Raw genomic sequence first — 22,129 nt, 5'->3', positions numbered from 1 at the left:
CGCCGCCTCAGTCCCTGAGCTCCAGCACCCCGGACGCCCCCACCCGGCGCGACGGGGCGCCGGTCAGCTCCGCGTCGTCCGCGATGCGTCCGTCGAAGAAGCTGATGACCCGGTCAGCGGCGCTCGCCAGCCGGGCGTCGTGGGTGACCAGCAGGATGGTCTGCCCCCGCTGGTGGAAGCGGGACAGCAGCCGCATCACCTCGCGGGTGCCCCGGCTGTCCAGGCTGCCCGCGGGCTCGTCCGCCAGCAGCAGCGGCGGATGGTTGACCAGGGCCCGCGCCAGCGCGACCCGCTGCTGCTCACCGCCGGACAGCTCGCCCGGCATGCTGCGCTGCTTGCCGTCCAGCCCGAGCTCGGCCAGCAGTGTCTCGCGCTCGGCCCGCGCGCGCTTCGGCGGGACCCCGGCGAGCAGCGCGGGCAGCTCGACGTTGTCCGCGACCGACAGGTCGGAGACCAGGTTGAAGAACTGGAAGACGATCCCGATGCGCCGCCGGCGCTCCACGGCCCAGCGCGCTTCGCCGTAGGCGTCCGTGCACTCGCCGTCCAGCCAGATGCTGCCGGCGTCCGGTCGCTGGAGCCCGCCGAGCAGATGCAGCAGCGTCGACTTCCCGGCGCCGGACGGGCCGGTCACGGCCACGAACTCCCCGCGCGCCACGCACAGATCGACCCCGCGCACCGCATGCGCCGGGGCTCCCTCGCCGTGATGCGTCTTCACCAGGCCTTCGGCACGCAGCAGCGGAGTGGGACGGTGCTCGCTCACTCCTGCTCCTCCAGTTCCTCCTGGCAGCGCTCCAACCAGTCGAGGTCGGCCTGCAGATGCAGCATCGCGCCCTCGATCAGCAGCTGGGCGACGCGGTTGTCCCGGTTCTCGGTGGCGGCCAGCTTCGACAGGCTGCGCATGGTGTTCAGATACTGGCGCCGCTGTTTGTTGATCAGTGCGATCTGGTCGGCCAGCCCGGTCTGCGGGGCGAGCGCGAGCTTCATGAAGAACTCGTCGCGGACCCGCGGCTCGTCGGCCGTCTCCTCGTACCAGGCGTGCAGCGCCTCCCGCCCGGCGTCGGTGAGGTGGTAGATCTTCTTGTTCGGCCGGTTCGACTGCTCGATCTCCTCGCCCTCGATCAGTCCCGACTTCTCCAGCCGGGCGAGGGTGACGTAGATCTGGCCGATGTTCGGCTGAGGGTACGCGGCACCCAGCAGTTGCTCAAGGTCCTGCTTGAGCTCGTAGCCGTGGGCCGGTCCGCGCGCGAGGAGTGCCAGGAGGGGCAGGCGCACTCGTGCTCTCCTCCTCGCGTCCGCTCATTGTGCTCCACGCCCTAGTATCGCCCATACCTAACAGGTATACATGGCGACTGACTCCGGGCGAAGGGGCCCGTCGCCTCGGTACAGGGAGGAACCTATGCGGTGGATGGACGCCGCCGGTAGGGGCCTCCTCGTCCTGGTCGTCGTACTGACCGGTTACGTCACCTCCGGCGCCCGCGCCGACGACGGCCCGGCGGGCGGCCGTGGGCCCCTCACCCTGGCCACCGCCGGCGACCTCACCGGCTATCTCGGTCCCCTGCTCCAGGACTGGAACCGCACCCACCCCGCCGAGAAGGTCACGCTCGTCGAACTGCCGGACTCCGCCGACGAGACCCGCGCACAGATGATCACCGACCTCCGGGGCGGCTCCCGCGGCCGCTTCGACGTCCTCAACATCGACGTCGCCTGGACCTCCGAGTTCGCGGCGGCCGGCTGGATCCGTCCGCTGCCCCGCGACCGCTTCCCGCTCGGCACCTTCCTGCCCCCGGTCGTCGACACCGCCACCTACGACGGGCGGCTGTACGCGGTGCCGTACGTCACCAACGCCGGGCTGCTGCTGTACCGCAAGGACGTCCTCGCCGAGGCGGGCGTCCCGCCGCCGCGCACCTGGGCCGAACTGGAGCGGGCCGCGCGGACCATCGCGCCGGAGTACGGCCTGGACGGCTACGCCGGGCAGTTCCTGCCCTACGAGGGCCTCACCGTCAACGCGGCGGAGGCCGTGTACTCGGCGGGCGGCACGATCCTCGGCGACGAGGGCGAACGCGTCACCGTGAACTCGAACGCGGCCCGCGAGGGCATCGGCTTCCTTTCCCGGGGCGTCCGCGAGGGCTGGATCCCGCGGCAGGCGCTGACCTACAAGGAGGAGGAGTCCAAACAGGCCTTCCTCGACGGCAGTCTGCTGTTCCTGCGCAACTGGCCGTACGCCTACGCCGCCGCCTCGGCCGCCGGCTCTCCGCTGGCCGGCAAGGTCGGCGCCGTGCCCCTGCCCGGACCCGACGGGCCCGGCACGAGTGTGCTCGGCGGCTCCAACCTGGCCGTCAGCAGCCACACACGGCACCCGGACACGGCCGCGCGCCTGATGGCGTACCTCACGAGCGAGCCGGTCCAGCGCCAGGTCCTCACGCGCGGCGCGCTGCCGCCGGTACGGGCCGCGCTCTACGAGGACCCGGCGCTGATCCGGGACTTCCCCTACCTGCCGACCCTGCGCGCGAGCGTGCTCGCGGCGGCGCCGCGCCCCAAGAGCCCGCGCTACGACCAGGTCAGCCTGGTGGTGCAGGCGGTCGTGCACGACGCGATGAACGGCCGGGAGACGCCCGGGGGCGCGGTGCGACGGCTGGCGCGCGAGCTCGCCGCCACCTCCGGCCGATAGTTACCCGTTAGGTAACGCGGACATCTCAACTGGGCCCGCAATGCCCGAGTAGATCCCCTTATGCTCAAGCCAACTCCACGGTAGCTTGCGTCCATTCGTTGACACTCGCGCGACATCCCTACTTAACATGCATGCATAACCGCTGCACTCGTAGAGATGGATCGATGGGTTGAACGAGCACCACTGGTGGCGGGACGCGGTGATCTACCAGGTCTACGTCCGCAGCTTCCTCGACAGCACCGGAGACGGCATCGGCGACCTCGCCGGCGTCCGGACCGGACTGCCGTACCTGAAGAAGCTCGGCGTGGACGGGATCTGGCTGAGCCCCTTCTACCCCTCGCCGCAGCACGACCACGGATACGACGTGGCCGACTACTGCGACGTCGACCCGCTGTTCGGCGACCTCGCCGAGTTCGACCTGCTGGTGCGCGCCGCCCGGCGCCTGGGCGTCAAGGTGCTGCTGGACATCGTCCCGAACCACTGCTCCAGCGAGCACCCCTGGTTCCGCGAGGCCCTCGCCTCGCCGCCCGGCAGCGCCGCCCGCGCCCGGTTCCACTTCGCCGACGGCCGCGGCGAGGACGGCGCCGAACCGCCCAACAACTGGCACGCCATGTTCGGCGGCCCCGCCTGGACGCGGGTGCCCGACGGCCAGTGGTACCTGCACATGTTCACGCCCGAGCAGCCCGACTGGAACTGGCGCAACCCCGAGATCGGCGCCGAGTTCGACCGGACCCTGCGCTTCTGGCTCGACCGCGGCGTCGACGGCTTCCGCATCGACGTGGCCGCCGGCCTCTACAAGCACCCCGAGCTGCCCGACTCCCCGGACCCGGAGGCCGACGCCCGCACCCGCGACTCGGTCAACCCGCTCGCCTGGAACCGGCCCGAGGTGCACGACGTCTGGCGGCGGTGGCGCGCGACCTGCGACGAGTACGCCGCCCGCGACGGCGTCGAACGCCTCCTCGTCGGCGAGGTGTCCGTGCCCACCGCCCGTGAACACGCGCTGTACGTCCGCCCCGACGAACTGCACCAGGCCTTCTTCTTCGACCTGCTCGGCGCGCCCTGGAACCCGGACGCCTTCCGCAAGGTCATCTCCGAGGCGATGCAGGACATCGCCGGGACCGGCTCCACGGTGACCTGGGTCCTCAACAACCACGACCAGGTCCGCACCGTCACCCGCTACGGCGAACCGGCCACCGAGGGCAGCGGCCTCGGTGCCGCCCGCGCCCGCGCCGCCGCGCTGCTGATGCTGGCGCTGCCCGGAGCCGCGTACATCTACCAGGGCGAGGAGCTGGGCCTTCCCGAGGTCGTCGACCTGCCCGACGACGTGCTCACCGACCCGATCTTCCACCGCACCGGCAGCCGGGCCCGGATCCGCGACGGCTGCCGGGTGCCGCTGCCCTGGTCGGGACAGGCCTCCCCGTTCGGCTTCACCTCCGGCGTCGAGGGCGTCAAGCCGTGGCTGCCGCAGCCGGAGTGGTTCGCCGAGCACGCCACCGACCGGGCCCTCGCCGACACCCGCTCCTTCTGGCACCTGTACCGCGACGGCCTGCAACTGCGCTCCTCGCTGGCCCAGTTGGGCGAGGGCACGCTGCGCTGGCTGGAGACCCCGCCGGGCGTCCTGGCCTTCGTCCGCGGCGACGACCTGGTCTGCGCCGTGAACTTCGGCACGGCCCCCACACCCGCGCCGGTCGCCGGCACCCCCCTGCTGGCGAGCGGGCCCTGCCCGGACGCCGGGGTGCTGCCCGGCTCCACCGCCGTCTGGTGGATCACCGAACCCTCGTCAACTCCCACCCCCTGAAGGGACATCAACGATGATGCGACGACGTACCACCCTGCTCACCGGCTGCACCGCGCTCGTCCTGGCGCTCGGCGCGACCGCCTGCGGCGGCGGCCCGGTCGCGGCCGGCGGCGGTGACAAGGCGCTCAGCGGCCAGACGGTCAGCGTGGCCGGCGTCTGGTCCGGCAGCGAGCAGGAGAACTTCCAGAAGGTGCTCGACGCCTTCACCGAGAAGACCGGCGCGAAGACCCAGTTCGTGTCCACCGGTGACAACGTCTCCACCGTCGTCGGCAGCAAGATCGAGGGCGGCAACGCCCCCGACGTGGTGATGGTCCCGCAGGTGGGCGTGCTCCAGCAGTTCGCGAAGGAGGGCTGGCTCAAGCCGCTGTCCAAGACCGCCCAGACGTCCGTGGGCACCAACTACGCCGACGTCTGGAAGACCTACGGCAGCGTCGACGGCACGCTGTACGGCCTGTACTTCAAGGCCGCGCACAAGTCGACCGTCTGGTACAGCCCCGACGCCCTCGCCCAGGCCGGGGTCGAGCCGCCGAAGACCTACGAGGAGATGCTGAAGGCCGGGCAGACCGTCTCCGACTCCGGGCTCGCGGCGTTCTCCGTCGCCGGACAGGACGGCTGGACGCTCACCGACTGGTTCGAGAACATCTACCTCTCCCAGGCCGGCCCCGAGAAGTACGACGCCCTCGCCGCGCACGAACTGAAGTGGACGGACGCGTCCGTGGTCGAGGCGCTGACGACCCTCGGCAAGCTGTTCCAGGACAAGCAGCTGCTCGCGGGCGGCCAGAAGGGCGCCCTGAACACCGACTTCCCCGGCTCGGTGGAGAAGGTGTTCGGGCCGAAGCCCGAGGCCGGCATGGTCTACGAGGGCGACTTCGTGGCCGGTGTCGCCAAGGACCAGTTCGGCAAGGCCATCGGCGAGGACGCGAACTTCTTCCCGTTCCCGCCGGTCGGCGGCGGTGAGGCCCCGGTCGTCAGCGGCGGCGACGCGGCCGTCGTCCTGAAGGACGGCAAGAACGCCGACGCCGGGATGAAGCTGCTGGAGTACCTGGCGACCCCCGAGGCCGCCGCGGTCTGGGCCGAGGCGGGCGGCTTCCTGTCCCCGAACAAGGCCGTCGACCTCGCCTCCTACGGCGACGACGTCACCCGGGCCACCGCCAAGTCCCTGGTCGGCGCGGGCGACTCGGTCCGCTTCGACATGTCCGACCAGGCACCGGCGGCCTTCGGCGGCACCAAGGGCGCCGGCGAGTGGAAGATCCTCCAGGACTTCCTGCGCGACCCCGCCGACCCGAAGGGCACCGCCGCCGAGCTGGAGGCCGCGGCGGTCAAGGCGTACGGGAACTGACGGCCATGACCGCAACGCTCGTGAAAGAGGCGAGCCCCCCGGCCGCCGCCGGTGCCGGGAACGCCCGGCGCCGGCGGCGGCGGGGGCCGGTCGTCGCCCTGCTCTTCGTCCTGCCCGCGCTGCTCCTGCTCGGCGCGCTCGTCGTCTACCCCGTGCTGTTCTCCGTCGGCCGCAGCTTCTTCGACGCGTCCGGCACCCGGTTCGTGGGCGGCGACAACTACACGGAGATGTTCCGCGACCCGGCGACGCTCAAGGCGGTGTGCAACACGGCGATCTGGGTCGTCGTGGCGCCGACGCTGCTGACCGGGCTGGGGCTGGTCCTGGCCGTCCTGACGGAGAAGATCCGCTGGGCCACGGCCTTCAAGCTGCTGCTGTTCCTGCCGATGGCGGTGTCCTTCCTGGCCGCCGGCATCATCTTCCGGCTCGCCTACGACGAGGACCCGGACAAGGGCGTGCTGAACGCCGCCGTGGTCTCCGTGCACGACGCGTTCGAGGGCACGTCGTCCTACCCGACCGCGCGGGCGCGCGACGGCCAGGGGATGACCAAGGAGGCCGACGGGGCGTACCGCACCGGCGCGGGTGTCTCACCGGGCGACACGGTGGCGCTCGGCCTGGTCGGGGTGCTGCCGGGTGACCTGCCCGGCGGCGCGGAGCCCGCGTACCGGGCGGCCGGGCAGAAGGCGGGCCCCGGCGAGCTGCGCGGCGTCGTGTACCTGGACTTCACGCCCGGCGGGGGAGGGGAGCAGGGCCGCGTCGACCGGCAGGAGAGCGGGCTGCCCGAGATGGCGGTCGAGGCGGTGCGCGACGGCGGGACGGCCGCCACGGCGACCACCGCGTCGGACGGTTCCTTCCGCTTCGAGGGGCTGGAGGCGGGCTCGTACACCGTGCGGCTCCCGGCCTCGAACTTCGCGCCGCCCTACGAGGGCGTCTCCTGGCTCGGCCCGGCACTCGTCACACCGGCGATCATCGGGGCGTACCTGTGGATCTGGACCGGCTTCGCGATGGTGCTGATCGGCGCGGGCCTGTCCGCGCTGCCGCGGGACGCGCTGGAGGCGGCGCGGATGGACGGCGCCAACGAGTGGCAGATCTTCCGGAAGATCACGGTGCCGTTGCTCGCGCCGGTGCTGACGGTGGTGTTCGTGACGCTGGTGATCAACGTGATGAAGGTCTTCGACCTCGTCTACATCATCGCGCCCGGCCCGGTGCAGGAGGACGCGACCGTGCTGGCGACGCAGATGTGGCTGGTGTCCTTCGGCGGCGGCAACGACCAGGGGCTCGGCAGCGCGCTGGGCGTCCTGCTGCTGCTCCTGGTGGTCCCCGCGATGGTCTTCAACGTCCGCCGTTTCCGAAGGAGCCAGCGATGAACGCCGTACGCCGGAGCCTCGGCAACAGCCTGGTGCAGGCCTTCCTCGTGGTGGTGGGCCTGATCTGGCTCACCCCGCTGGCGGGGCTGTTCCTGTCGTCGCTGCGGTCCGCCGAGGACACCGCGAAGGGCGGCTGGTGGACGGTGTTCACCAGTCCCGGCCAGCTGTCCTTCGACAACTACTCCGCGCTGCTGAAGAACTCCGGGATCACGCAGGCGTTCTGGAACACGGTGCTGATCTCGGTGCCGACGACCTTCCTGGTCGTCGTCGTCGCGGCCCTCGCCGGATACGCCTTCGCCTGGCTGGACTTCCCCGCCCGCGAGCCGCTGTTCCTGCTGGTGGTCGCCCTGCTGGTGGTGCCGGTCCAGATCGGCCTGCTCCCGGTGGCCAAACTCTTCGGCCAGCTGGGCCTGTTCGGCACGATCCCCGGCGTGGTCCTCTTCCATGTCGCCTACGGACTGCCGTTCGCGGTCTTCCTGCTGCGCAACTACTTCGCCGAGATACCGAAGGAGATGCTGGAGGCGGCCCGGATGGACGGCGGCAGCGAGTGGCGCATCTTCACCCGCCTGATCCTCCCGGTGGGCCGGCCCGCCATCGCCAGCCTCGCCATCTTCCAGTTCCTGTGGGTGTGGAACGACATGCTGGTGGCCCTCCTCTTCGCGGACAGCTCCTCCCAGCCCCTGACGGTGGAACTCCAGTCCCAGATCCGCCAGTTCGGCAGCAACATCGACGTCCTGGCCCCCGGCGCGTTCGTCTCCCTGATCGTCCCGGTGGCGGTGTTCTTCGCCTTCCAGCGCCACTTCGTACAGGGGGTGATGGCGGGGTCGGTCAAGTAGGGCTGGGCCGGCCCGGAAATCCTGTGCGCGTCGGTCACCTGTTCGCCTACTCTCCCGCTGACGCAAGGGGAGACAAGGGGTGCACAGGGTGGGGAAGAGAAGTGCGGTGACCGCTGTGGCGGCGGCCGTGATGGTGCTGGGCATGTCGCTGGCGGGCTGCGGCGAACGGAGAGTGCCGTACGGAAGCCTGGAGGAGGTGCCGGAGAAGCTGGCGGCGGACGGCACGACCATCGTGGTCGGGGATCCGTCCGCCGCCGTCGTGGTCCGCCTCTACGAGGATCCGCGCTGCCCGGTCTGCGAGGAGTTCGAGACCTCCGGAGCGGGCCCGGGGCTGCGGGACGTCGTCGTGCTGAAGGACGCGGTGACCGAGTACACCCTCGCCTCCTTCCTCGACGACCGGGTCGGCGGCAGCGGCTCGAAGAAGGCGGTCAACGCACTGCGGGCGGCGCTGGAGGAGGGAAGGTTCGCCGAGTACCACGAGGTGCTCTACGCCCACCAGCCCGAGGAGAGCGTCGACGGCTTCACCGACGCCCGGCTGCTCGAACTGGCCGGTCAGGTCGAGGGGCTGCGCGGCCCGGCGTTCGACTCCGCCGTGCGGGGCATGAAGTACCGCGCCTTCGTGACCGCCTCCGAGAAGGCCTACGAACGCGCCGGTGGCAAGGAGGAGCCCCAGGGCCCGGGCACCCCCACCGCCGTCATCAACGACGTGCGCATTCCGACCGAGTACAACGGGGTGCTCTTCGACGGGGCCGTCTTCGCCGACCTCCTGGCCGAGGTCCGGCACGACCCCGGTGCCTGGCGGGAGTACGAGTTCCCGGAGGAGTCGCCCTGACGTGCGACGACGCCGGGTCCGCCACCGTACGGCGGGCCCGGCGTCGTCATGTGTCCGTCAGGGCGAAGCCGGTGGGTACAGGGACCGCGGGAGCTGGGAAGCCGCTGCCGAGTCCAGGAGCCACAGGGTGCGGGCGCGGCCGCGGGCGCCCGCCGCGGGAGCCTGGATCTCACCGGCGCCCGAGAGGGCGATCGCCGCCGCGTTCGCCTTGTCCTCGCCGGCCGCCAGCAGCCACACCTCGCGGGCCGCGCGGATGGCCGGCAGGGTCAGGGTGACGCGGGTCGGTGGCGGCTTGGGCGCGCCGTGGACGCCCACCACCATGCGGTCCGTCTCCCGTACCGCCGGGAGTTCCGGGAACAGGGAGGCCACATGGGTGTCCGGGCCGACGCCCAGCATCAGGACGTCGAACGTCGGGACCGGGGCGTGGTTCTCCGGGACGGCCGCCCCGGCCAGTTCCTCGGCGTAGGCGGCCGCCGCCGCCTCCACGTCCGTGCCGTGCGGGCCGTCCGACGCGGGCATGGCGTGCACGCGCTTCGGGTCCAGCGGGACGGAGTCGAGGAGCGCCTCGCGGGCCTGGGTGACGTTGCGCTCCGGATCGCCCTCGGGCAGGAAGCGCTCGTCGCCCCACCACAGGTCCAGGCGGGACCAGTCGATGGCGTCCCGGGCGGGCGCGGCGGCGAGCGCGGCCAGCAGGCCGTTGCCGTTGCGGCCGCCGGTGAGGACGACGGACGCGGTGCCGCGCGAGGCCTGGGCGTCCACGATCTTCGTGATCAGCCGGGCCGCGGCGGCCTGCGCCATCAGTTCCTTGTCGCGGTGGACGACCAGTTGGGGTGTGCTCACTTCGCCGCCGCCTTCTTCACCGGTTCCGCCGCCGTCGCGTCCTGCGCGGGCGCTTTCGCAGCGGCTTCGACGGGAGCCGGGACAGCTTCCGCCGTGTCGTCGGGGGCGTCTCCTTTGGCCGGCGACTCCCCCTCGGCGGGCGCCTCGTCCCGGGTCGCCGGCTCCGGCGCGGTGGGCTGCGCGGGGGCGTGCAGCCGTTCCACCCCGAAGCGCAGCGCCGACGCGTAGGTGTCGTCCGGGTCGAGCCGCCGCAGTTCCTCCGCGATCAGCTCCGCCGTGTCCCGCCGCTTCAGCGCCACCGCACGGTCCGGCTGGCCCTGGATGGACAGCGTGGCCAGCGAGCCGTCGGCGCGGTCGAGGGCGATCGGCCCGCAGTCGGTGTCCATGCGGACCGCGGTGAGCCCGGGGCCCGCGGACAGCGAGCGCCGGACGGGGACGTCCAGCCGGTCCGCGAGCCACATGGCGAGCAGCTCACAGCTCGGGTTGAACTCCTCGCCCTCCACCTCGACGGACCTGACCTCGCAGACGACCTGGTCGAGGGCGGCCGCGAGCATCGAACGCCACGGCGTGATGCGGGTCCACGACAGGTCGGTGTCGCCGGGCGCGTAGGTGTCGGCGCGGGCCGACAGCTCCCGTACCGGCTGCTCGGCCGCGTGGGTGTCGGTGACCCGGCGCTGGGCCAGCGCGCCCAGCGCGTCCCCGGCCGGGTCGAGCGGCGCGTCGACCGGCCACCAGACGACGACGGGGGCGTCCGGCAGCAGCAGCGGCAGCACCACCGACTGCGCGTGGTCGGCGACCTCGCCGTGCAGTCGCAGGATGACCGTCTCCCCGGTGCTCGCCTCCGCGCCCACCCGCACCTCGGCGTCGAGGCGGGACCGGGTGCGGTCCCGGGGGCTGCGCGAGACGCGGCGGATGACGACGAGGGTGCGCGAGGGGTGCTCGCGCGAGGCGTCGCCGGCCGCCTTCAGGGCGTCGTAGGCGTTCTCCTCGTCGGTGACCACGACCAGCGTGAGGACCATGCCGACGGCGGGCGTGCCGATGGCGCGGCGGCCCTGCACGAGCGCCTTGTTGATCTTGCTGGCCGTGGTGTCGGTGAGGTCTATCTTCATGGCCGGCGCCAGCTCCGTCCGTCTCGTTCGAGCATCTGGTCCGCCTCGACGGGCCCCCACGTGCCGGCCGGGTACTGCGCGGGCTTGCCGTGGCTGTCCCAGTACTCCTCGATCGGGTCGAGGATCCGCCAGGACAGTTCGACCTCCTCGGTACGCGGGAAGAGGTTCGAGTCGCCCAGCAGGACGTCCAGGATCAGCCGCTCGTAGGCCTCCGGGCTGGACTCCGTGAAGGACTCGCCGTACGCGAAGTCCATGGAGACGTCCCGGATCTCCATCGAGGTGCCGGGCACCTTGGAGCCGAAGCGGACGGTGACGCCCTCGTCGGGCTGGACGCGGATGACGATCGCGTTCTGGCCCAGCTCCTCGGTCGCCGTCGTGTCGAAGGGGGAGTGCGGGGCACGCTGGAAGACCACCGCGATCTCGGTGACACGGCGGCCCAGGCGCTTGCCCGTGCGCAGGTAGAACGGCACGCCCGCCCAGCGCCGGTTGTCGATCTCCACCTTGACGGCCGCGTACGTGTCGGTCAGCGACCCGCGGTCGATGCCGTCCTCCTGGAGGTAGCCGATGACCTTCGCGCCGCCCTGCCAGCCCGCCGCGTACTGCCCGCGCACGGTGGAGCGGCCCAGGTCCTTGGGCAGCTTCACGGCGCCGAGCACCTTGGTCTTCTCCGCCGCCAGCGCGTCCGCGTCGAAGGAGGAGGGCTCCTCCATCGCGGTCAGCGCGAGCAACTGGAGCAGGTGGTTCTGGATGACGTCGCGGGCCGCGCCGATCCCGTCGTAGTACCCGGCCCGGCCGCCGATCCCGATGTCCTCGGCCATGGTGATCTGCACATGGTCCACGAAGGACCGGTTCCAGATCGGCTCGAACATGGTGTTGGCGAAGCGCAGCGCCAGGATGTTCTGGACGGTCTCCTTGCCGAGGTAGTGGTCGATCCGGAAGACCTGGTCCGGGGCGAAGACCTCGTGGACGACCTTGTTCAGCTCCTCGGCCGACCTGAGGTCGTGGCCGAACGGCTTCTCGATCACCGCGCGGCGCCAGGAGCCGCCCTTCTGGTCGGCCAGCCCGTGCTTCTTCAGCTGCTGGATGACCGCCGGGAACGAGCGCGGCGGTACGGAGAGGTAGAAGGCGAAGTTGCCACCCGTGCCCTGCGCCTTGTCCAGCTCGTCGATCGTGGCGCGCAGGCGCTCGAAGGCGTCGTCGTCGTCGAAGGTGCCCTGGACGAAGCGCATCCCCTGGATGAGCTGCTGCCAGACCTCCTCACGGAACGGCGTACGGGCGTGTGCCTTGACCGCGTCGTGGACGACCTCCGCGAAGTCCTCGTTGGCCCACTCGCGGCGGGCGAACCCGACCAGCGAGAAGCCCGGCGGCAGCAGACCCCGGTTCGCGAGGTCGTACACCGCGGGCATCAGCTTCTTTCGTGACAAATCACCCGTGACGCCGAAGATGACCAGGCCCGACGGCCCCGCGATACGCGGGAGCCGTCGGTCTGCGGGGTCACGGAGCGGGTTCGCTCCGGGGGAGGACAAGGTGTCAGCCCTCCGAGGGGGCGAGGCGCTTCAGCTCCGCCTCGGTCGACTTCAGCAGGTCGATCCAGGACGACTCGAACTTCTCGACGCCCTCGTCCTCCAGGAGCTGGACGACGTCGTCGTACTTGATCCCGAGCTGCTCGACCGCGTCCAGGTCGGCGCGGGCCTGCTCGTACGTCCCGGCGACGGTGTCGCCCGTGATGGCGCCGTGGTCCTCCGTGGCGAAGAGGGTGGCCTCCGGCATGGTGTTCACGGTGTTCGGGGCGACCAGGTCGTCGACGTACATGGTGTCCTTGTACGCCTTGTCCTTCACGCCGGTCGACGCCCACAGCGGACGCTGCTTGTTGGCGCCGGCGTTCTCCAGCGGGCTCCAGCGGTCGGAGGAGAAGACCTCCTCGTACGCCTGGTAGGCGAGGCGGGCGTTCGCGACGGCGGCCTTGCCGCGCAGCGCCTTGGCCTCGTCGGTGCCGAGCGCGTCGATCCGCTTGTCGATCTCGGTGTCCACGCGGGACACGAAGAAGGAGGCCACCGAGTGGATCTTGGAGAGGTCCAGACCCCGCTCCTTCGCCTTCTCCAGACCGGAGAGGTAGGCGTCCATGACCTCGCGGTAGCGCTCCAGCGAGAAGATCAGCGTGACGTTGACGCTGATGCCGTTGCCGATCGTCTCGGTGATCGCCGGCAGACCCGCCTTGGTGGCCGGGATCTTGATCAGGGTGTTCGGGCGGTCCACCAGCCAGGCCAGCTGGCGGGCCTCGGCCACGGTGGCACGGGTGTGGTGCGCGAGGCGCGGGTCGACCTCGATCGAGACCCGGCCGTCCTTGCCGCCGGTGGCGTCGAAGACCGGGCGCAGGATGTCGGCGGCGTCGCGGACGTCCGCCGTCGTGATCATGCGGACGGCCTCCTCGACGGTGACCTTGCGGGCGGCGAGGTCGGTGAGCTGCTGCTCGTACCCGTCGCCGCTGCTGATCGCCTTCTGGAAGATCGTCGGGTTGGTGGTGACGCCCACGACGTGCTGCTGGTCGATCAGCTCGGCGAGGTTGCCGGACGTGATGCGCTTGCGCGACAGGTCGTCCAGCCAGATCGCGACGCCTTCATCGGAGAGGCGCTTCAGTGCGTCTGTCATGGAAATTGCATCTCCTACGTGTCGTATATGAGCGTCAGCGCTGGGTGGCGGCGATCGATTCCCGCGCCGCCGCGGCCACGTTCTCGCCGGTGAAACCGAACTCGCGGAAGAGGACCTTGCCGTCGGCCGAAGCACCGAAGTGCTCCAGGGAGACGATGCGGCCGGCGTCCCCGACGTACTTGTGCCAGGTAAGGCCGATCCCCGCCTCGACAGCGACGCGAGCCCTCACGGACGGGGGAAGCACGCTGTCCCGGTACCCCTGGTCCTGCTCCTCGAACCACTCCACGGACGGCATGGAGACCACCCGGGTCGGCACGCCGTCGGCCTGGAGCTGCTCACGCGCCTCGACGGCCACGTGCACCTCGGAACCGGTGGCGACGAGGATGACCTCGGGCGCGCCGCCCTCGGCCTCGAACAGCACGTAACCGCCGCGCGCCGCGTCCTCATCGGGCTCGTACGTCGGCACGCCCTGCCGGGTCAGCGCGAGGGCGTGCGGGGCGCCCTTGCCGTACTCCTTGGTGTAGCGCCCCAGGATCTCGCGCCAGGCGATCGCGGTCTCGTTGGCGTCCGCCGGGCGGACCACGTTCAGACCGGGGATGGCGCGCAGCGACGCCAGGTGCTCGACGGGCTGGTGCGTCGGGCCGTCCTCACCGAGACCGATGGAGTCGTGCGTCCACACGTACGTCACCGGCAGGTGCATCAGCGCCGCGAGGCGCACGGCGTTGCGCATGTAGTCGGAGAAGACGAGGAAGGTGCCGCCGTAGACACGGGTGTGTCCGTGCAGCGTGATGCCGTTCAGCTCCGCGCCCATGGAGTGCTCGCGGATGCCGAAGTGGATCGTGCGGCCGTACGGGTCGGCCTCCGGCAGCGGGTTGTCCGCCGGGAGGAAGGACGAGGTCTTGTCGATCGTCGTGTTGTTCGAGCCGGCGAGGTCGGCGGAGCCGCCCCACAGCTCGGGGATCACGGCGCCCAGCGCCTGGAGCACCTTGCCGGACGCGGCACGGGTCGCGACGCCCTTGCCCGCCTCGAAGACCGGGATCTTCTCCTCCCAGCCGGTGGGCAGCTCGCCCTTGGCGATCCGGTCGAACTCGGCGGCGCGCTCCGGGTTGTTGTCGCGCCACACCTGGAACGACTTGTCCCACTCGGCCTTCGCCGTCCGGCCCCGCTCCAGCGCCTGCCGGGTGTGGCCGAGCACCTCGTCGGAGACCTCGAAGGTCTTCTCCGGGTCGAAGCCGAGGACGCGCTTGGTGGCCGCCACCTCCTCGTCGCCGAGCGCCGAGCCGTGCGCGGCCTCGGTGTTCTGCGCGTGCGGGGCGGGCCAGGCGATGATCGAGCGCATCGCGATGAACGACGGCCGGTCGGTGACCTGCTTCGCCACCTCGATCGCGTCGTACAGGGCGTGCGGGTCCAGGTCGCCGTCGGGCTTCGGGGCCACGCGCTGGACGTGCCAGCCGTAGGCCTCGTAGCGCTTGACGGTGTCCTCGGAGACGGCGGTCTCGGTGTCGCCCTCGATCGAGATGTGGTTGTCGTCCCACAGCAGCACGAGGTTGCCGAGCTGCTGGTGGCCGGCGAGGGAGGAGGCCTCGGCGGAGATGCCCTCCTGGAGGCAGCCGTCACCGGCGATGCAGTAGATGAAGTGGTCGAACGGGGATTCGCCCTGGGCCGCCTCCGGGTCGAACAGACCGCGCTCGTAGCGGGCCGCCATCGCCATGCCGACCGCGTTGGCCACACCCTGGCCGAGCGGGCCGGTGGTGGTCTCGACGCCCACGGTGTGGCCGTACTCGGGGTGGCCCGGGGTCTTCGAGCCCCAGGTCCTGAAGGCCTTCAGATCGTCCAGCTCCAGGCCGAAGCCGGCCAGGTACAGCTGGGTGTAGAGGGTCAGGGACGAGTGCCCGGCGGACAGGACGAAACGGTCCCGCCCGACCCAGTCGGCATCCGCCGGGTCGTGCCGCATCACCTTCTGGAAGAGGGTGTAGGCGGCAGGCGCCAGGCTCATCGCCGTACCGGGATGGCCGTTGCCGACCTTCTGTACGGCGTCGGCGGCCAGGACGCGGGCGGTGTCGACGGCCCGCTGGTCCAGCTCGGTCCACTCGAGGTCTGTGGTGGTCGGCTTGGTGCTCACCCTGGGTCAGGGCTCCTCTCCACATGTCGAAGGCCGGTGTCCTCGACGCACACCGGCTGCCGGTGCACTTGGCGCCCACCGGCCGCTGACGAGCCTACCCCCGTAAGAACGTGCGTTTTTTCGAGTGATTCCAGACTGCCGGGAGTGTCGTCGATCCGCCTCCCGACCGGGTCGTTCCGTATTCGGCAAGTGAATACGCAGCCGCTCATCCGACTGCTCAATCGACGCTCCCGGCGCACCTGCGAGCGGGCCTCGGAGCACGCCGTCCAACACGACCCCACCCCCGCGAAGGTCGCGGTATGGGCAACGTCTACAGTGGCGTGGTACGCGCGAGCCTTTACCCGGACTTCACACGGTTCAGGCTTGCTGGGATGTCTCTGTCAGGGGTGTGCGTGACGGCCGTTGAATCCCGTCCTGCGGGGGTAATCGGGACGAGCCAGGGCCCGACTCACCGGCCGTTCGGGGCCCGGGTCAAGGCGTTCGTGGCGCTGACCAAGCCGCGGATCATCGAGCTGCTGCTGATCACCACGGTGCCGGTGATGTTCCTCGCCGAGCAGGGCGTTCCCGACCTCGGTCTCGTGCTCGTCACCTGCCTCGCCGGGTATCTCTCCGCGGGCGGCGCCAACGCGCTCAACATGTACATCGACCGGGACATCGACGCGCTGATGGACCGCACGTCGCAGCGTCCGCTGGTCACCGGGATGGTCGGTCCGCGGGAGTGCCTGGCCTTCGGCGTCGCCCTCGCGATCGCCTCCACGCTGCTGTTCGGCCTCGCCGTCAACTGGCTGTCCGCCTGGCTGGCCCTTGGAGCCCTCCTCTTCTACGTCGTCGTCTACACGATGCTCCTCAAACGGCGTACCTCGCAGAACATCGTGTGGGGCGGCATCGCGGGCTGCATGCCGGTGCTGATCGGCTGGTCCGCCGTGACGAACTCGCTCTCCTGGGCGCCGTTCATCCTCTTCCTGGTCATCTTCTTCTGGACGCCGCCGCACTACTGGCCGCTGTCGATGAAGGTCAAGGACGACTACGCGCGGGTCGGCGTGCCGATGCTGCCGGTCATCGCCTCCAACAAGGTCGTCGCCCGGCAGATCGTGCTCTACAGCTGGGTCATGGTCGCCGTCTCGCTGCTGCTGACCCCGCTCGGCTACACGGGCTGGTTCTACACACTGGTCGCGCTGGCGGCCGGCGGCTGGTGGCTGTGGGAGGCGCACGCCCTGCAGAACCGGGCCAAGGCCGAGGTGACCGGCGGGAAGCTCAAGGAGATGCGGCTGTTCCACTGGTCGATCACCTATGTGTCGCTGCTCTTCGTGGCCGTGGCGGTCGACCCCTTCCTGCGCTAGCTTCCGGCGCCGGGCCCGCTCTTTCCGACCTGGCTACTCACCGGTAGCATCGTGGTCATGGGAGACACGCAGCAGGTGGACGAGCGCCGGGTGAGCCGGCTGGCCAAGCGGATCGACGCCTTCGCCAAGGCCCACGGAGGCGCCGAGGCCCAGGTCGCCTACCTCGGTGAGCGCGGGGCCCGGATCGTGCTGGTCGGCGAGGACGGCGGCTGGGGCGACCTCGTGGCACCGTCGTACGAGACCGCCGAGAAGGCGGTGCGGCAGTCCGGGCTCACCGTGCACGAGGCCTTCGACGGCGAGTTCGCCGCCAAGGTGAGGACCGGTCCGTACGAGTGGAAGCGGATGGCCGGCATCCAGATCGGCGGCTGACGAGCTCTCCTCCCACGGGGCGCGACGCACGCAACACCTGACACCCGGTTCACCCGTTAGGACTCGTAGGAGTACGTGGTCCAGTCCCGGGAGTCCGGATGATCGAAACGCCGTCCCTCGTGGACCAGTACTGCCATGGCGTGCTGAGAACGGAGCTGGGTCTCGGCACCTTCGAGGCCCAGCTGGCCCGCACCGAGGGCCCGCCCGCCCCCGGCACCACCCTCTTCGACACCCAGACCGGCTTCGCGGTACGCCGCTGGTGCCCCCCGCTGCTCGGCCTGGAGCCGCACTGCCCGCCCGCCCGCTATCTCGCCCGGCGGCGCGAGCTCGGCGTGCTGGAGGCCGCCCGGCGGCTGCTGCGCGGCACCGGCATCACCACGTATCTCGTCGACACCGGACTGCCCGGCGACCTCACCGGACCCACCGAGATGGCCTCGACCGCCACCGCCGAGGCGCGGGAGGTCGTCCGCCTGGAACTGCTGGCCGAACAGGTCGCCGACACCTCCGGCACCGTCGAGTCCTTCCTGGCGAACCTCGCCGAGTCGGTGCACGGGGCCGCCGTGCACGCCGCCGCCTTCACCTCCGTCGCGGGTGTCCGGCACGGTCTCGCGCTCGCGCCGGAACCGCCGGGGCCGGGCGAGGTCCGGGGTGCCGCGGGCCGCTGGCTGGCCGGCCGCCGGGTCGGCGGGGAGCTGAGCGACCCGGTGCTGCTGCGGCATCTGCTGTGGATCGCGGTCGCCTCCGGTCTGCCCCTGCAACTGCACGCCGGCCTCGGCGAGCCGGGCCTGCGCATCGACCGCACCGACCCGGTGCTGCTGACCGACTTCGTCCGCGCGACGGCGGGCCTCGGCACCGACCTGGTCCTGCTGCACGGCTACCCGTACCACCGGCACGCCGCCCACCTCGCCGGTGTCTTCCCGCACGTCTACGCGGACTCCGGCGCCGCCCTGGTCCGCACCGGCGCGCGCGCCGCCACCGTCCTCGCCGAGATCCTGGAACTGGCCCCCTTCGGCAAGATCCTCTTCTCCAGCGGCGCCCAGGGGCTGCCCGAGCTGCACGTGGTGGGCGCCCGGCTGTTCCGTGAGGCGCTCGCGCGCGTCCTGGGCGCCTGGGTCACCGAGGGCGCCTGGTCCCTGACGGACGCTCAGCGCGTCGCGGGGCTGATCGCGGCGGGCAACGCACGCAGGGTGTACGGCCTCGACTGAGCTGTGGAGACTGGGCGGATGCCGACCGAGGACCTGCTCGACCGCTTTCTCGCCGGGCTCTCGCCGCTCGGGCCGCTCGCCGTGTGGGCGCACGGTTCGCTCGCCGGGGGCGACTACCAGGAAGGCCGCAGCGACCTCGACCTGATCGCAGTGCTGCCGCGGCCCGTGACGCCGGTGCTCGCCTGGCGGGTGGCGACACTGCACAGCCGGCTGCGTGCCGAGCCCCTCGCGGACGGGCTGCACTGCAGCTATCTGACGCCGGGCACCTCGCGCGACTCCCGGCGGCCCCATCTCACCTGGGCGCACCGGCGGTTGATGCGGCGCCCGGTCACCCCCGTGACCCGACGTGAGCTGCACGCCTTCGGCCGCGTGCTGCACGGCCCGGCGCCGGCGGAGCTGCTGGCGCCCGTGCCGGACCCGGAGCTCGACGAGTTCGTCGTGCGCGACCAGCGGGAGTTCTGGCGCCCCGCCGTGCGCCGGGCGGGGCTGTGGACCCAGGACGTCTGGGTGGACGTGGGCCTGACGACCTTCGCCCGGGCGACCGTCACCCTGCGCGAGGGGCGGCTGATCTCCAAGCGGGAGGCGCTGGAGACGCTGCCCGGTCTCGGGGCACCCGAGGCGGTGGTCGAGGACGTCCGGGAGCGCCGGTACGGGGATCCCGCGCCGCCCGCGCCGGGCTGGGCGGCGCGGCGGGGCGAGCTGACCCGGAACTACCTGGGACCGGCCATCGACGCGCTGGTGGCGGCGTACTCCTGAGCGGCCGGTGCCTCGTCCGGGAGGTCCGCCGGGCGTTCGCGCAGCGCCAGGGCCACGCGCAGCACCGCGATCCATACCAGGCAGGAGCCGAGCATGTGCAGCCCGACGAGGAGTTCGGGCAGGTCGGTGAAGTACTGGACGTAGCCGATGACGCCCTGGGCGAGCAGGACCAGGAAGAGGTCGCGGGTGCGGTGCAGCGGGGCGCGCGGGGCGCCGACCGCCTTGAGCACGAACCACAGCGCGAAGGTCAGCGTCACCACGATCCACGCCAGGACCGCGTGCACCTTGCTGACGGTCTCCCAGTCCACCGGCATCCGCGGCACGTCGCTGGAGTCGCCCGCGTGCGGGCCCGCGCCGGTGACCACGGTGCCGACCGCGATCAGCAGCACGCTCGCGGCGACCAGGCACCACACGAGCTGCCGCACGGCCGGGCCGACCAGCGGGCGCGGCACCCCGTCGCCCTCCCGGGCGCGCTGCCACATCACCGCGGCGACCGTGATGAGCGCCGTGGTGGCGAGGAAGTGGGCCGCGACCGTGTACGGGTTGAGGCCGACGAGCACGACGATGCCACCGAGCACGGCGTTGCTCATGACGACCCAGAACTGGGCCCAGCCCAGCCGGGTCAGGCCGCGCCGCCACGGCTTCTGCGCACGGGCCGCGATGATGGCCCAGCCGACGGCCGCGCACAGCACGTACGTCAGCATGCGGTTGCCGAACTCGATGACGCCGTGCAGGCCCATCTCGCGGGTCGTGGTCAGGGAGTCGTCCGTGCACTTGGGCCACGTCGGGCAGCCGAGGCCGGAGCCGGTCAGCCGGACGGCGCCGCCGGTGACCACGATGAGCACCGCCATCACGAGGGCGGCGAGCGCGGCCCGCCGGACCGTCCGGGAGGTCGGGGTCCAGCGCGCGGCGATGAAGGCGAGCGGGTTGCGCACGGCGGCTGCGGCGTCGGAGGGGGTCACGTTCGGCACGCCGACCATCGTAGGCCCGGGCTTGTGCACGCTTTCACGAGGGTCCCGCATCGGTCCTACTCCCAGCGGAAGAAGCGGCCCGCCGCGGCCAGTCCCACGACCGACCATCCGGCGAGGATCCCCAGGTCGCCCCACGGCATCCCCGCCCCGTGCCGCAGGACGTCGCGCAGCCCGTCCGAGAGCGCGGCGATGGGCAGCAGGCCGAGCACGCTCTGCGCGGCGTCCGGGAACTTCTCCAGCGGGACGACGACCCCACCGCCGACGAGCAGCAGCAGGAACACCAAATTCGCCGCGGCCAGCGTCGCCTCCGCCTTGAGGGTGCCGGCCATCAGCAGACCGAGCCCGGAGAAGGCCGCCGTACCGAGGACCAGCAGCAGGAGCACGGCGAACGGGCTGCCCTGCGGGGACCAGCCCAGCGCGAGCGCGATCACCGACACCAGGAGCACCTGGAGCACCTCGACCACCAGCACGGACGCGGTCTTGGCGGTCATCAGGCCCCAGCGGGGGAGCGGCGAGGACGCCAGCCGCTTCAGCACGCCGTACCGGCGTTCGAAGCCCGTCGCGATGGCCTGGCCGGTGAAGGCCGTGGACATCACCGCGAGCGCGAGGATGCCGGGGGCGAGGAAGTCGACGGCCTTTCCCTCGCCGGTGTCGACGATGTCGACGGTGCTGAAGAGCGCGAGCAGCAGCGTCGGGATGATCACCGTCAGCAGCAGCTGCTCGCCGTTGCGCAGCAGCATCCGGGTCTCCAGCGCCGCCTGCGCCGCGATCATGCGGGACAGCGGGGCGGCACCGGGCCGGGGGGCGTACGTGCCGTTCTCGGCCGCCGTGGTCATGAGCGCAACTCCTTGCCCGTGAGCTCCAGGAAGACGTCTTCGAGGGTGTGCCGTTCCACCGCGATGCGGTCCGGCATCACCCCGTGCTGGGCGCACCACGACGTCACCGTCGCCAGCAGCTGGGGGTCGACCTTGCCGGCCACCCGGTACGCGCCCGGCGTCAGCTCGGCGGCCGTGCAGTCCGCGGGCAGCGCCTTGAGCAGGGAGGTGACGTCGAGACCGGGGCGCCCGGTGAAGCGCAGGGTGTTCTCGGCGCCGCCGCGGCACAGCTCCTCGGGGGAGCCCTGGGCGATGACGCGGCCCGCGTCGATGATCGCGACGTCGTCGGCGAGCTGCTCGGCCTCGTCCATGTGGTGGGTCGTGAGGATCACGGAGACTCCGTCGGCGCGCAGCTCCCGTACGAGGTCCCAGGTGGCCCGGCGCGCCTGCGGGTCGAGGCCGGCGGTCGGCTCGTCCAGGAACACCAGCTCCGGGCGGCCCACCACGGCCATGGCCAGCGCCAGGCGCTGCTGCTGGCCGCCGGAGAGGCGGCGGTAGCTCGTACGGCCGCAGCTGCCGAGGCCGAGGCGCTCGATCAGGCCGTCCACGTCCAGCGGGTGCGCGTGCAGCCGGGCCACGTGGCGGAGCATCTCGTCGGCACGGGCGCCGGAGTAGACGCCGCCGGACTGGAGCATCACGCCGATCCTGGGCCGCAGCGCGCCTGAGCCCCTCGCCGGGTCGAGGCCGAGGACGCGCACCGTGCCCGCGTCCGGTCTGCGGTACCCCTCGCAGATCTCGACCGTGGTCGTCTTGCCCGCCCCGTTGGGACCGAGCACGGCGGTGACGCCCGCCCGGGCCTCCAGGTCGAGGCCGTTCAGCGCGGTCCTGTCGCCGTACCGCTTCACCAGGGCCTGCACCTGGACCACGGGCTCACTTCGCATGGGTCCAGAGTCTAGGTACGTGCCCGGTCACCCGGACGGGCGGGTGCGGGAAGTCCTCCGGACGGGGCGGCCGGGTCACGACCGGCCCTGAGCTCGTGATCTGATCGATCAAAGATCGTTTTCGCAGGTCAGCTTAGGTATGCCTAAGTGACGCAGGGCACCATCCGCCGGATCG

At 71.6% G+C, this 22,129-nt stretch carries 20 protein-coding genes; 10 read left to right on the top strand and 10 right to left on the bottom strand.

Translation table 11 applies throughout. The annotated features are described in order from the left end of the window. Nucleotides 1-7: 7 nt before the first annotated feature. Nucleotides 8-760 carry an ABC transporter ATP-binding protein gene (locus ACIP2X_RS23335; RefSeq protein WP_401676140.1) on the bottom strand — a complete coding sequence of 251 codons (753 nt, stop codon included), beginning with the start codon at nt 758-760 and terminating at the stop codon, nt 8-10. Continuing rightward, nucleotides 757-1,272, bottom strand: coding sequence for a PadR family transcriptional regulator (locus ACIP2X_RS23330; protein WP_401676138.1), 516 nt, complete (start codon nt 1,270-1,272; stop codon nt 757-759). The genes ACIP2X_RS23335 and ACIP2X_RS23330 overlap by 4 nt, the downstream gene beginning before the upstream one ends. A 124-nt stretch (nt 1,273-1,396) precedes the next feature. On the opposite strand from ACIP2X_RS23330, the gene ACIP2X_RS23325 reads away from it, so the two are divergent. From ACIP2X_RS23325 to ACIP2X_RS23300, 6 genes are all read left to right on the top strand, one after another. Continuing rightward, nucleotides 1,397-2,668, top strand: a complete 1,272-nt coding sequence (locus tag ACIP2X_RS23325; protein WP_401676136.1) for an ABC transporter substrate-binding protein — start codon at nt 1,397-1,399, stop codon at nt 2,666-2,668. Nucleotides 2,669-2,837: 169 nt separating this feature from the next. Continuing rightward, complete coding sequence (locus tag ACIP2X_RS23320) at nt 2,838-4,466, top strand: glycoside hydrolase family 13 protein (RefSeq protein WP_401676134.1); 1,629 nt, start codon at nt 2,838-2,840, stop codon at nt 4,464-4,466. 13 nt (nt 4,467-4,479) lie between these two features. Then, nucleotides 4,480-5,805: an ABC transporter substrate-binding protein gene (locus ACIP2X_RS23315; RefSeq protein ID WP_401676132.1), complete on the top strand. Its 1,326-nt coding sequence runs from the start codon at nt 4,480-4,482 to the stop codon at nt 5,803-5,805. 5 nt (nt 5,806-5,810) lie between these two features. After that, nucleotides 5,811-7,169, top strand: coding sequence for a carbohydrate ABC transporter permease (locus ACIP2X_RS23310; protein ID WP_401676130.1), 1,359 nt, complete (start codon nt 5,811-5,813; stop codon nt 7,167-7,169). Further along, nucleotides 7,166-8,005 carry a carbohydrate ABC transporter permease gene (locus ACIP2X_RS23305; protein WP_401676128.1) on the top strand — a complete coding sequence of 280 codons (840 nt, stop codon included), beginning with the start codon at nt 7,166-7,168 and terminating at the stop codon, nt 8,003-8,005. Before ACIP2X_RS23310 ends, ACIP2X_RS23305 begins: the two co-directional genes overlap by 4 nt. Before the next feature lie 115 nt (nt 8,006-8,120). Then, entirely contained in the window at nt 8,121-8,837 is a 717-nt protein-coding gene (locus tag ACIP2X_RS23300; protein ID WP_401676560.1) for a DsbA family protein, read from the top strand. Between the two features lie 57 nt (nt 8,838-8,894). Here ACIP2X_RS23300 and pgl read toward each other — a convergent pair whose 3' ends face one another. From pgl to tkt, 5 genes are read right to left on the bottom strand one after another with little or no spacing between them, the layout of a single operon-like run. Next, entirely contained in the window at nt 8,895-9,677 is a 783-nt protein-coding gene (gene pgl, locus ACIP2X_RS23295) for a 6-phosphogluconolactonase (RefSeq protein ID WP_401676126.1), read from the bottom strand. Continuing rightward, a complete protein-coding gene (gene opcA / locus ACIP2X_RS23290; protein WP_401676124.1) occupies nt 9,674-10,786 on the bottom strand; it encodes a glucose-6-phosphate dehydrogenase assembly protein OpcA in 1,113 nt (370 codons plus the stop codon). Before opcA ends, pgl begins: the two co-directional genes overlap by 4 nt. After that, on the bottom strand, nt 10,783-12,312 hold the full coding sequence (gene zwf / locus ACIP2X_RS23285; RefSeq protein ID WP_401676122.1) for a glucose-6-phosphate dehydrogenase: 1,530 nt from the start codon (nt 12,310-12,312) through the stop codon (nt 10,783-10,785). The genes opcA and zwf overlap by 4 nt, the downstream gene beginning before the upstream one ends. Before the next feature lie 4 nt (nt 12,313-12,316). Further along, entirely contained in the window at nt 12,317-13,435 is a 1,119-nt protein-coding gene (gene tal, locus ACIP2X_RS23280) for a transaldolase (protein WP_401676120.1), read from the bottom strand. A 34-nt stretch (nt 13,436-13,469) separates the two neighbouring features. Continuing rightward, nucleotides 13,470-15,557 (bottom strand): transketolase, encoded by a 2,088-nt coding sequence (gene tkt / locus ACIP2X_RS23275; RefSeq protein ID WP_401676118.1) that lies wholly within the window; start codon nt 15,555-15,557, stop codon nt 13,470-13,472. A gap of 386 nt (nt 15,558-15,943) precedes the next feature. Between tkt and ACIP2X_RS23270 the strand changes: the two genes are divergently transcribed. The 4 genes from ACIP2X_RS23270 (at nt 15,944) to ACIP2X_RS23255 (ending at nt 19,227) form a co-directional block, all read left to right on the top strand. Then, nucleotides 15,944-16,897, top strand: a complete 954-nt coding sequence (locus ACIP2X_RS23270; RefSeq protein ID WP_401676559.1) for a heme o synthase — start codon at nt 15,944-15,946, stop codon at nt 16,895-16,897. A 57-nt stretch (nt 16,898-16,954) separates the two neighbouring features. Continuing rightward, entirely contained in the window at nt 16,955-17,266 is a 312-nt protein-coding gene (locus ACIP2X_RS23265) for a hypothetical protein (protein WP_401676116.1), read from the top strand. A 98-nt stretch (nt 17,267-17,364) separates the two neighbouring features. Further along, on the top strand, nt 17,365-18,471 hold the full coding sequence (locus tag ACIP2X_RS23260; protein WP_401676114.1) for an amidohydrolase family protein: 1,107 nt from the start codon (nt 17,365-17,367) through the stop codon (nt 18,469-18,471). 18 nt (nt 18,472-18,489) lie between these two features. Further along, nucleotides 18,490-19,227, top strand: coding sequence for a nucleotidyltransferase (locus ACIP2X_RS23255; protein ID WP_401676112.1), 738 nt, complete (start codon nt 18,490-18,492; stop codon nt 19,225-19,227). On the opposite strand, the gene ACIP2X_RS23250 is transcribed toward ACIP2X_RS23255, so the two are convergent. The 3 genes from ACIP2X_RS23250 to ACIP2X_RS23240 are packed head-to-tail and all read right to left on the bottom strand — an operon-like array spanning nt 19,182 to nt 21,954. Continuing rightward, nucleotides 19,182-20,207: a heme A synthase gene (locus tag ACIP2X_RS23250; protein WP_401676558.1), complete on the bottom strand. Its 1,026-nt coding sequence runs from the start codon at nt 20,205-20,207 to the stop codon at nt 19,182-19,184. The two genes, ACIP2X_RS23255 and ACIP2X_RS23250, sit on opposite strands and share 46 nt — an antisense overlap. Before the next feature lie 47 nt (nt 20,208-20,254). Further along, nucleotides 20,255-21,034, bottom strand: coding sequence for an ABC transporter permease (locus ACIP2X_RS23245; protein WP_401676110.1), 780 nt, complete (start codon nt 21,032-21,034; stop codon nt 20,255-20,257). Beyond that, entirely contained in the window at nt 21,031-21,954 is a 924-nt protein-coding gene (locus ACIP2X_RS23240) for an ABC transporter ATP-binding protein (RefSeq protein WP_401676108.1), read from the bottom strand. The genes ACIP2X_RS23245 and ACIP2X_RS23240 overlap by 4 nt, the downstream gene beginning before the upstream one ends. Nucleotides 21,955-22,129: the final 175 nt, after the last annotated feature.

The organism is Streptomyces sp. NPDC089424, from assembly GCF_044749345.1.
Classification (GTDB): domain Bacteria; phylum Actinomycetota; class Actinomycetes; order Streptomycetales; family Streptomycetaceae; genus Streptomyces.
The sequence above is the reverse complement of the archived record's forward strand: the minus strand, read 5'-3'. Positions and strand labels throughout refer to the sequence as shown.

What these genes read in the sequence shown, in the direction of transcription:
- ACIP2X_RS23325 (WP_401676136.1), top strand. Translation starts at nt 1,397, where the DNA reads ATGCGGTGGATGGACGCCGCCGGTAGGGGCCTCCTCGTCCTGGTCGTC.
- ACIP2X_RS23315 (WP_401676132.1), top strand. Translation starts at nt 4,480, where the DNA reads ATGATGCGACGACGTACCACCCTGCTCACCGGCTGCACCGCGCTCGTC.
- ACIP2X_RS23310 (WP_401676130.1), top strand. Translation starts at nt 5,811, where the DNA reads ATGACCGCAACGCTCGTGAAAGAGGCGAGCCCCCCGGCCGCCGCCGGT.
- ACIP2X_RS23305 (WP_401676128.1), top strand. Translation starts at nt 7,166, where the DNA reads ATGAACGCCGTACGCCGGAGCCTCGGCAACAGCCTGGTGCAGGCCTTC.
- opcA (WP_401676124.1), bottom strand. Translation starts at nt 10,786, where the DNA reads ATGAAGATAGACCTCACCGACACCACGGCCAGCAAGATCAACAAGGCG.
- tal (WP_401676120.1), bottom strand. Translation starts at nt 13,435, where the DNA reads ATGACAGACGCACTGAAGCGCCTCTCCGATGAAGGCGTCGCGATCTGG.
- ACIP2X_RS23265 (WP_401676116.1), top strand. Translation starts at nt 16,955, where the DNA reads ATGGGAGACACGCAGCAGGTGGACGAGCGCCGGGTGAGCCGGCTGGCC.
- ACIP2X_RS23260 (WP_401676114.1), top strand. Translation starts at nt 17,365, where the DNA reads ATGATCGAAACGCCGTCCCTCGTGGACCAGTACTGCCATGGCGTGCTG.
- ACIP2X_RS23255 (WP_401676112.1), top strand. Translation starts at nt 18,490, where the DNA reads ATGCCGACCGAGGACCTGCTCGACCGCTTTCTCGCCGGGCTCTCGCCG.
- ACIP2X_RS23250 (WP_401676558.1), bottom strand. Translation starts at nt 20,207, where the DNA reads ATGGTCGGCGTGCCGAACGTGACCCCCTCCGACGCCGCAGCCGCCGTG.
- ACIP2X_RS23245 (WP_401676110.1), bottom strand. Translation starts at nt 21,034, where the DNA reads ATGACCACGGCGGCCGAGAACGGCACGTACGCCCCCCGGCCCGGTGCC.
- ACIP2X_RS23240 (WP_401676108.1), bottom strand. Translation starts at nt 21,954, where the DNA reads ATGCGAAGTGAGCCCGTGGTCCAGGTGCAGGCCCTGGTGAAGCGGTAC.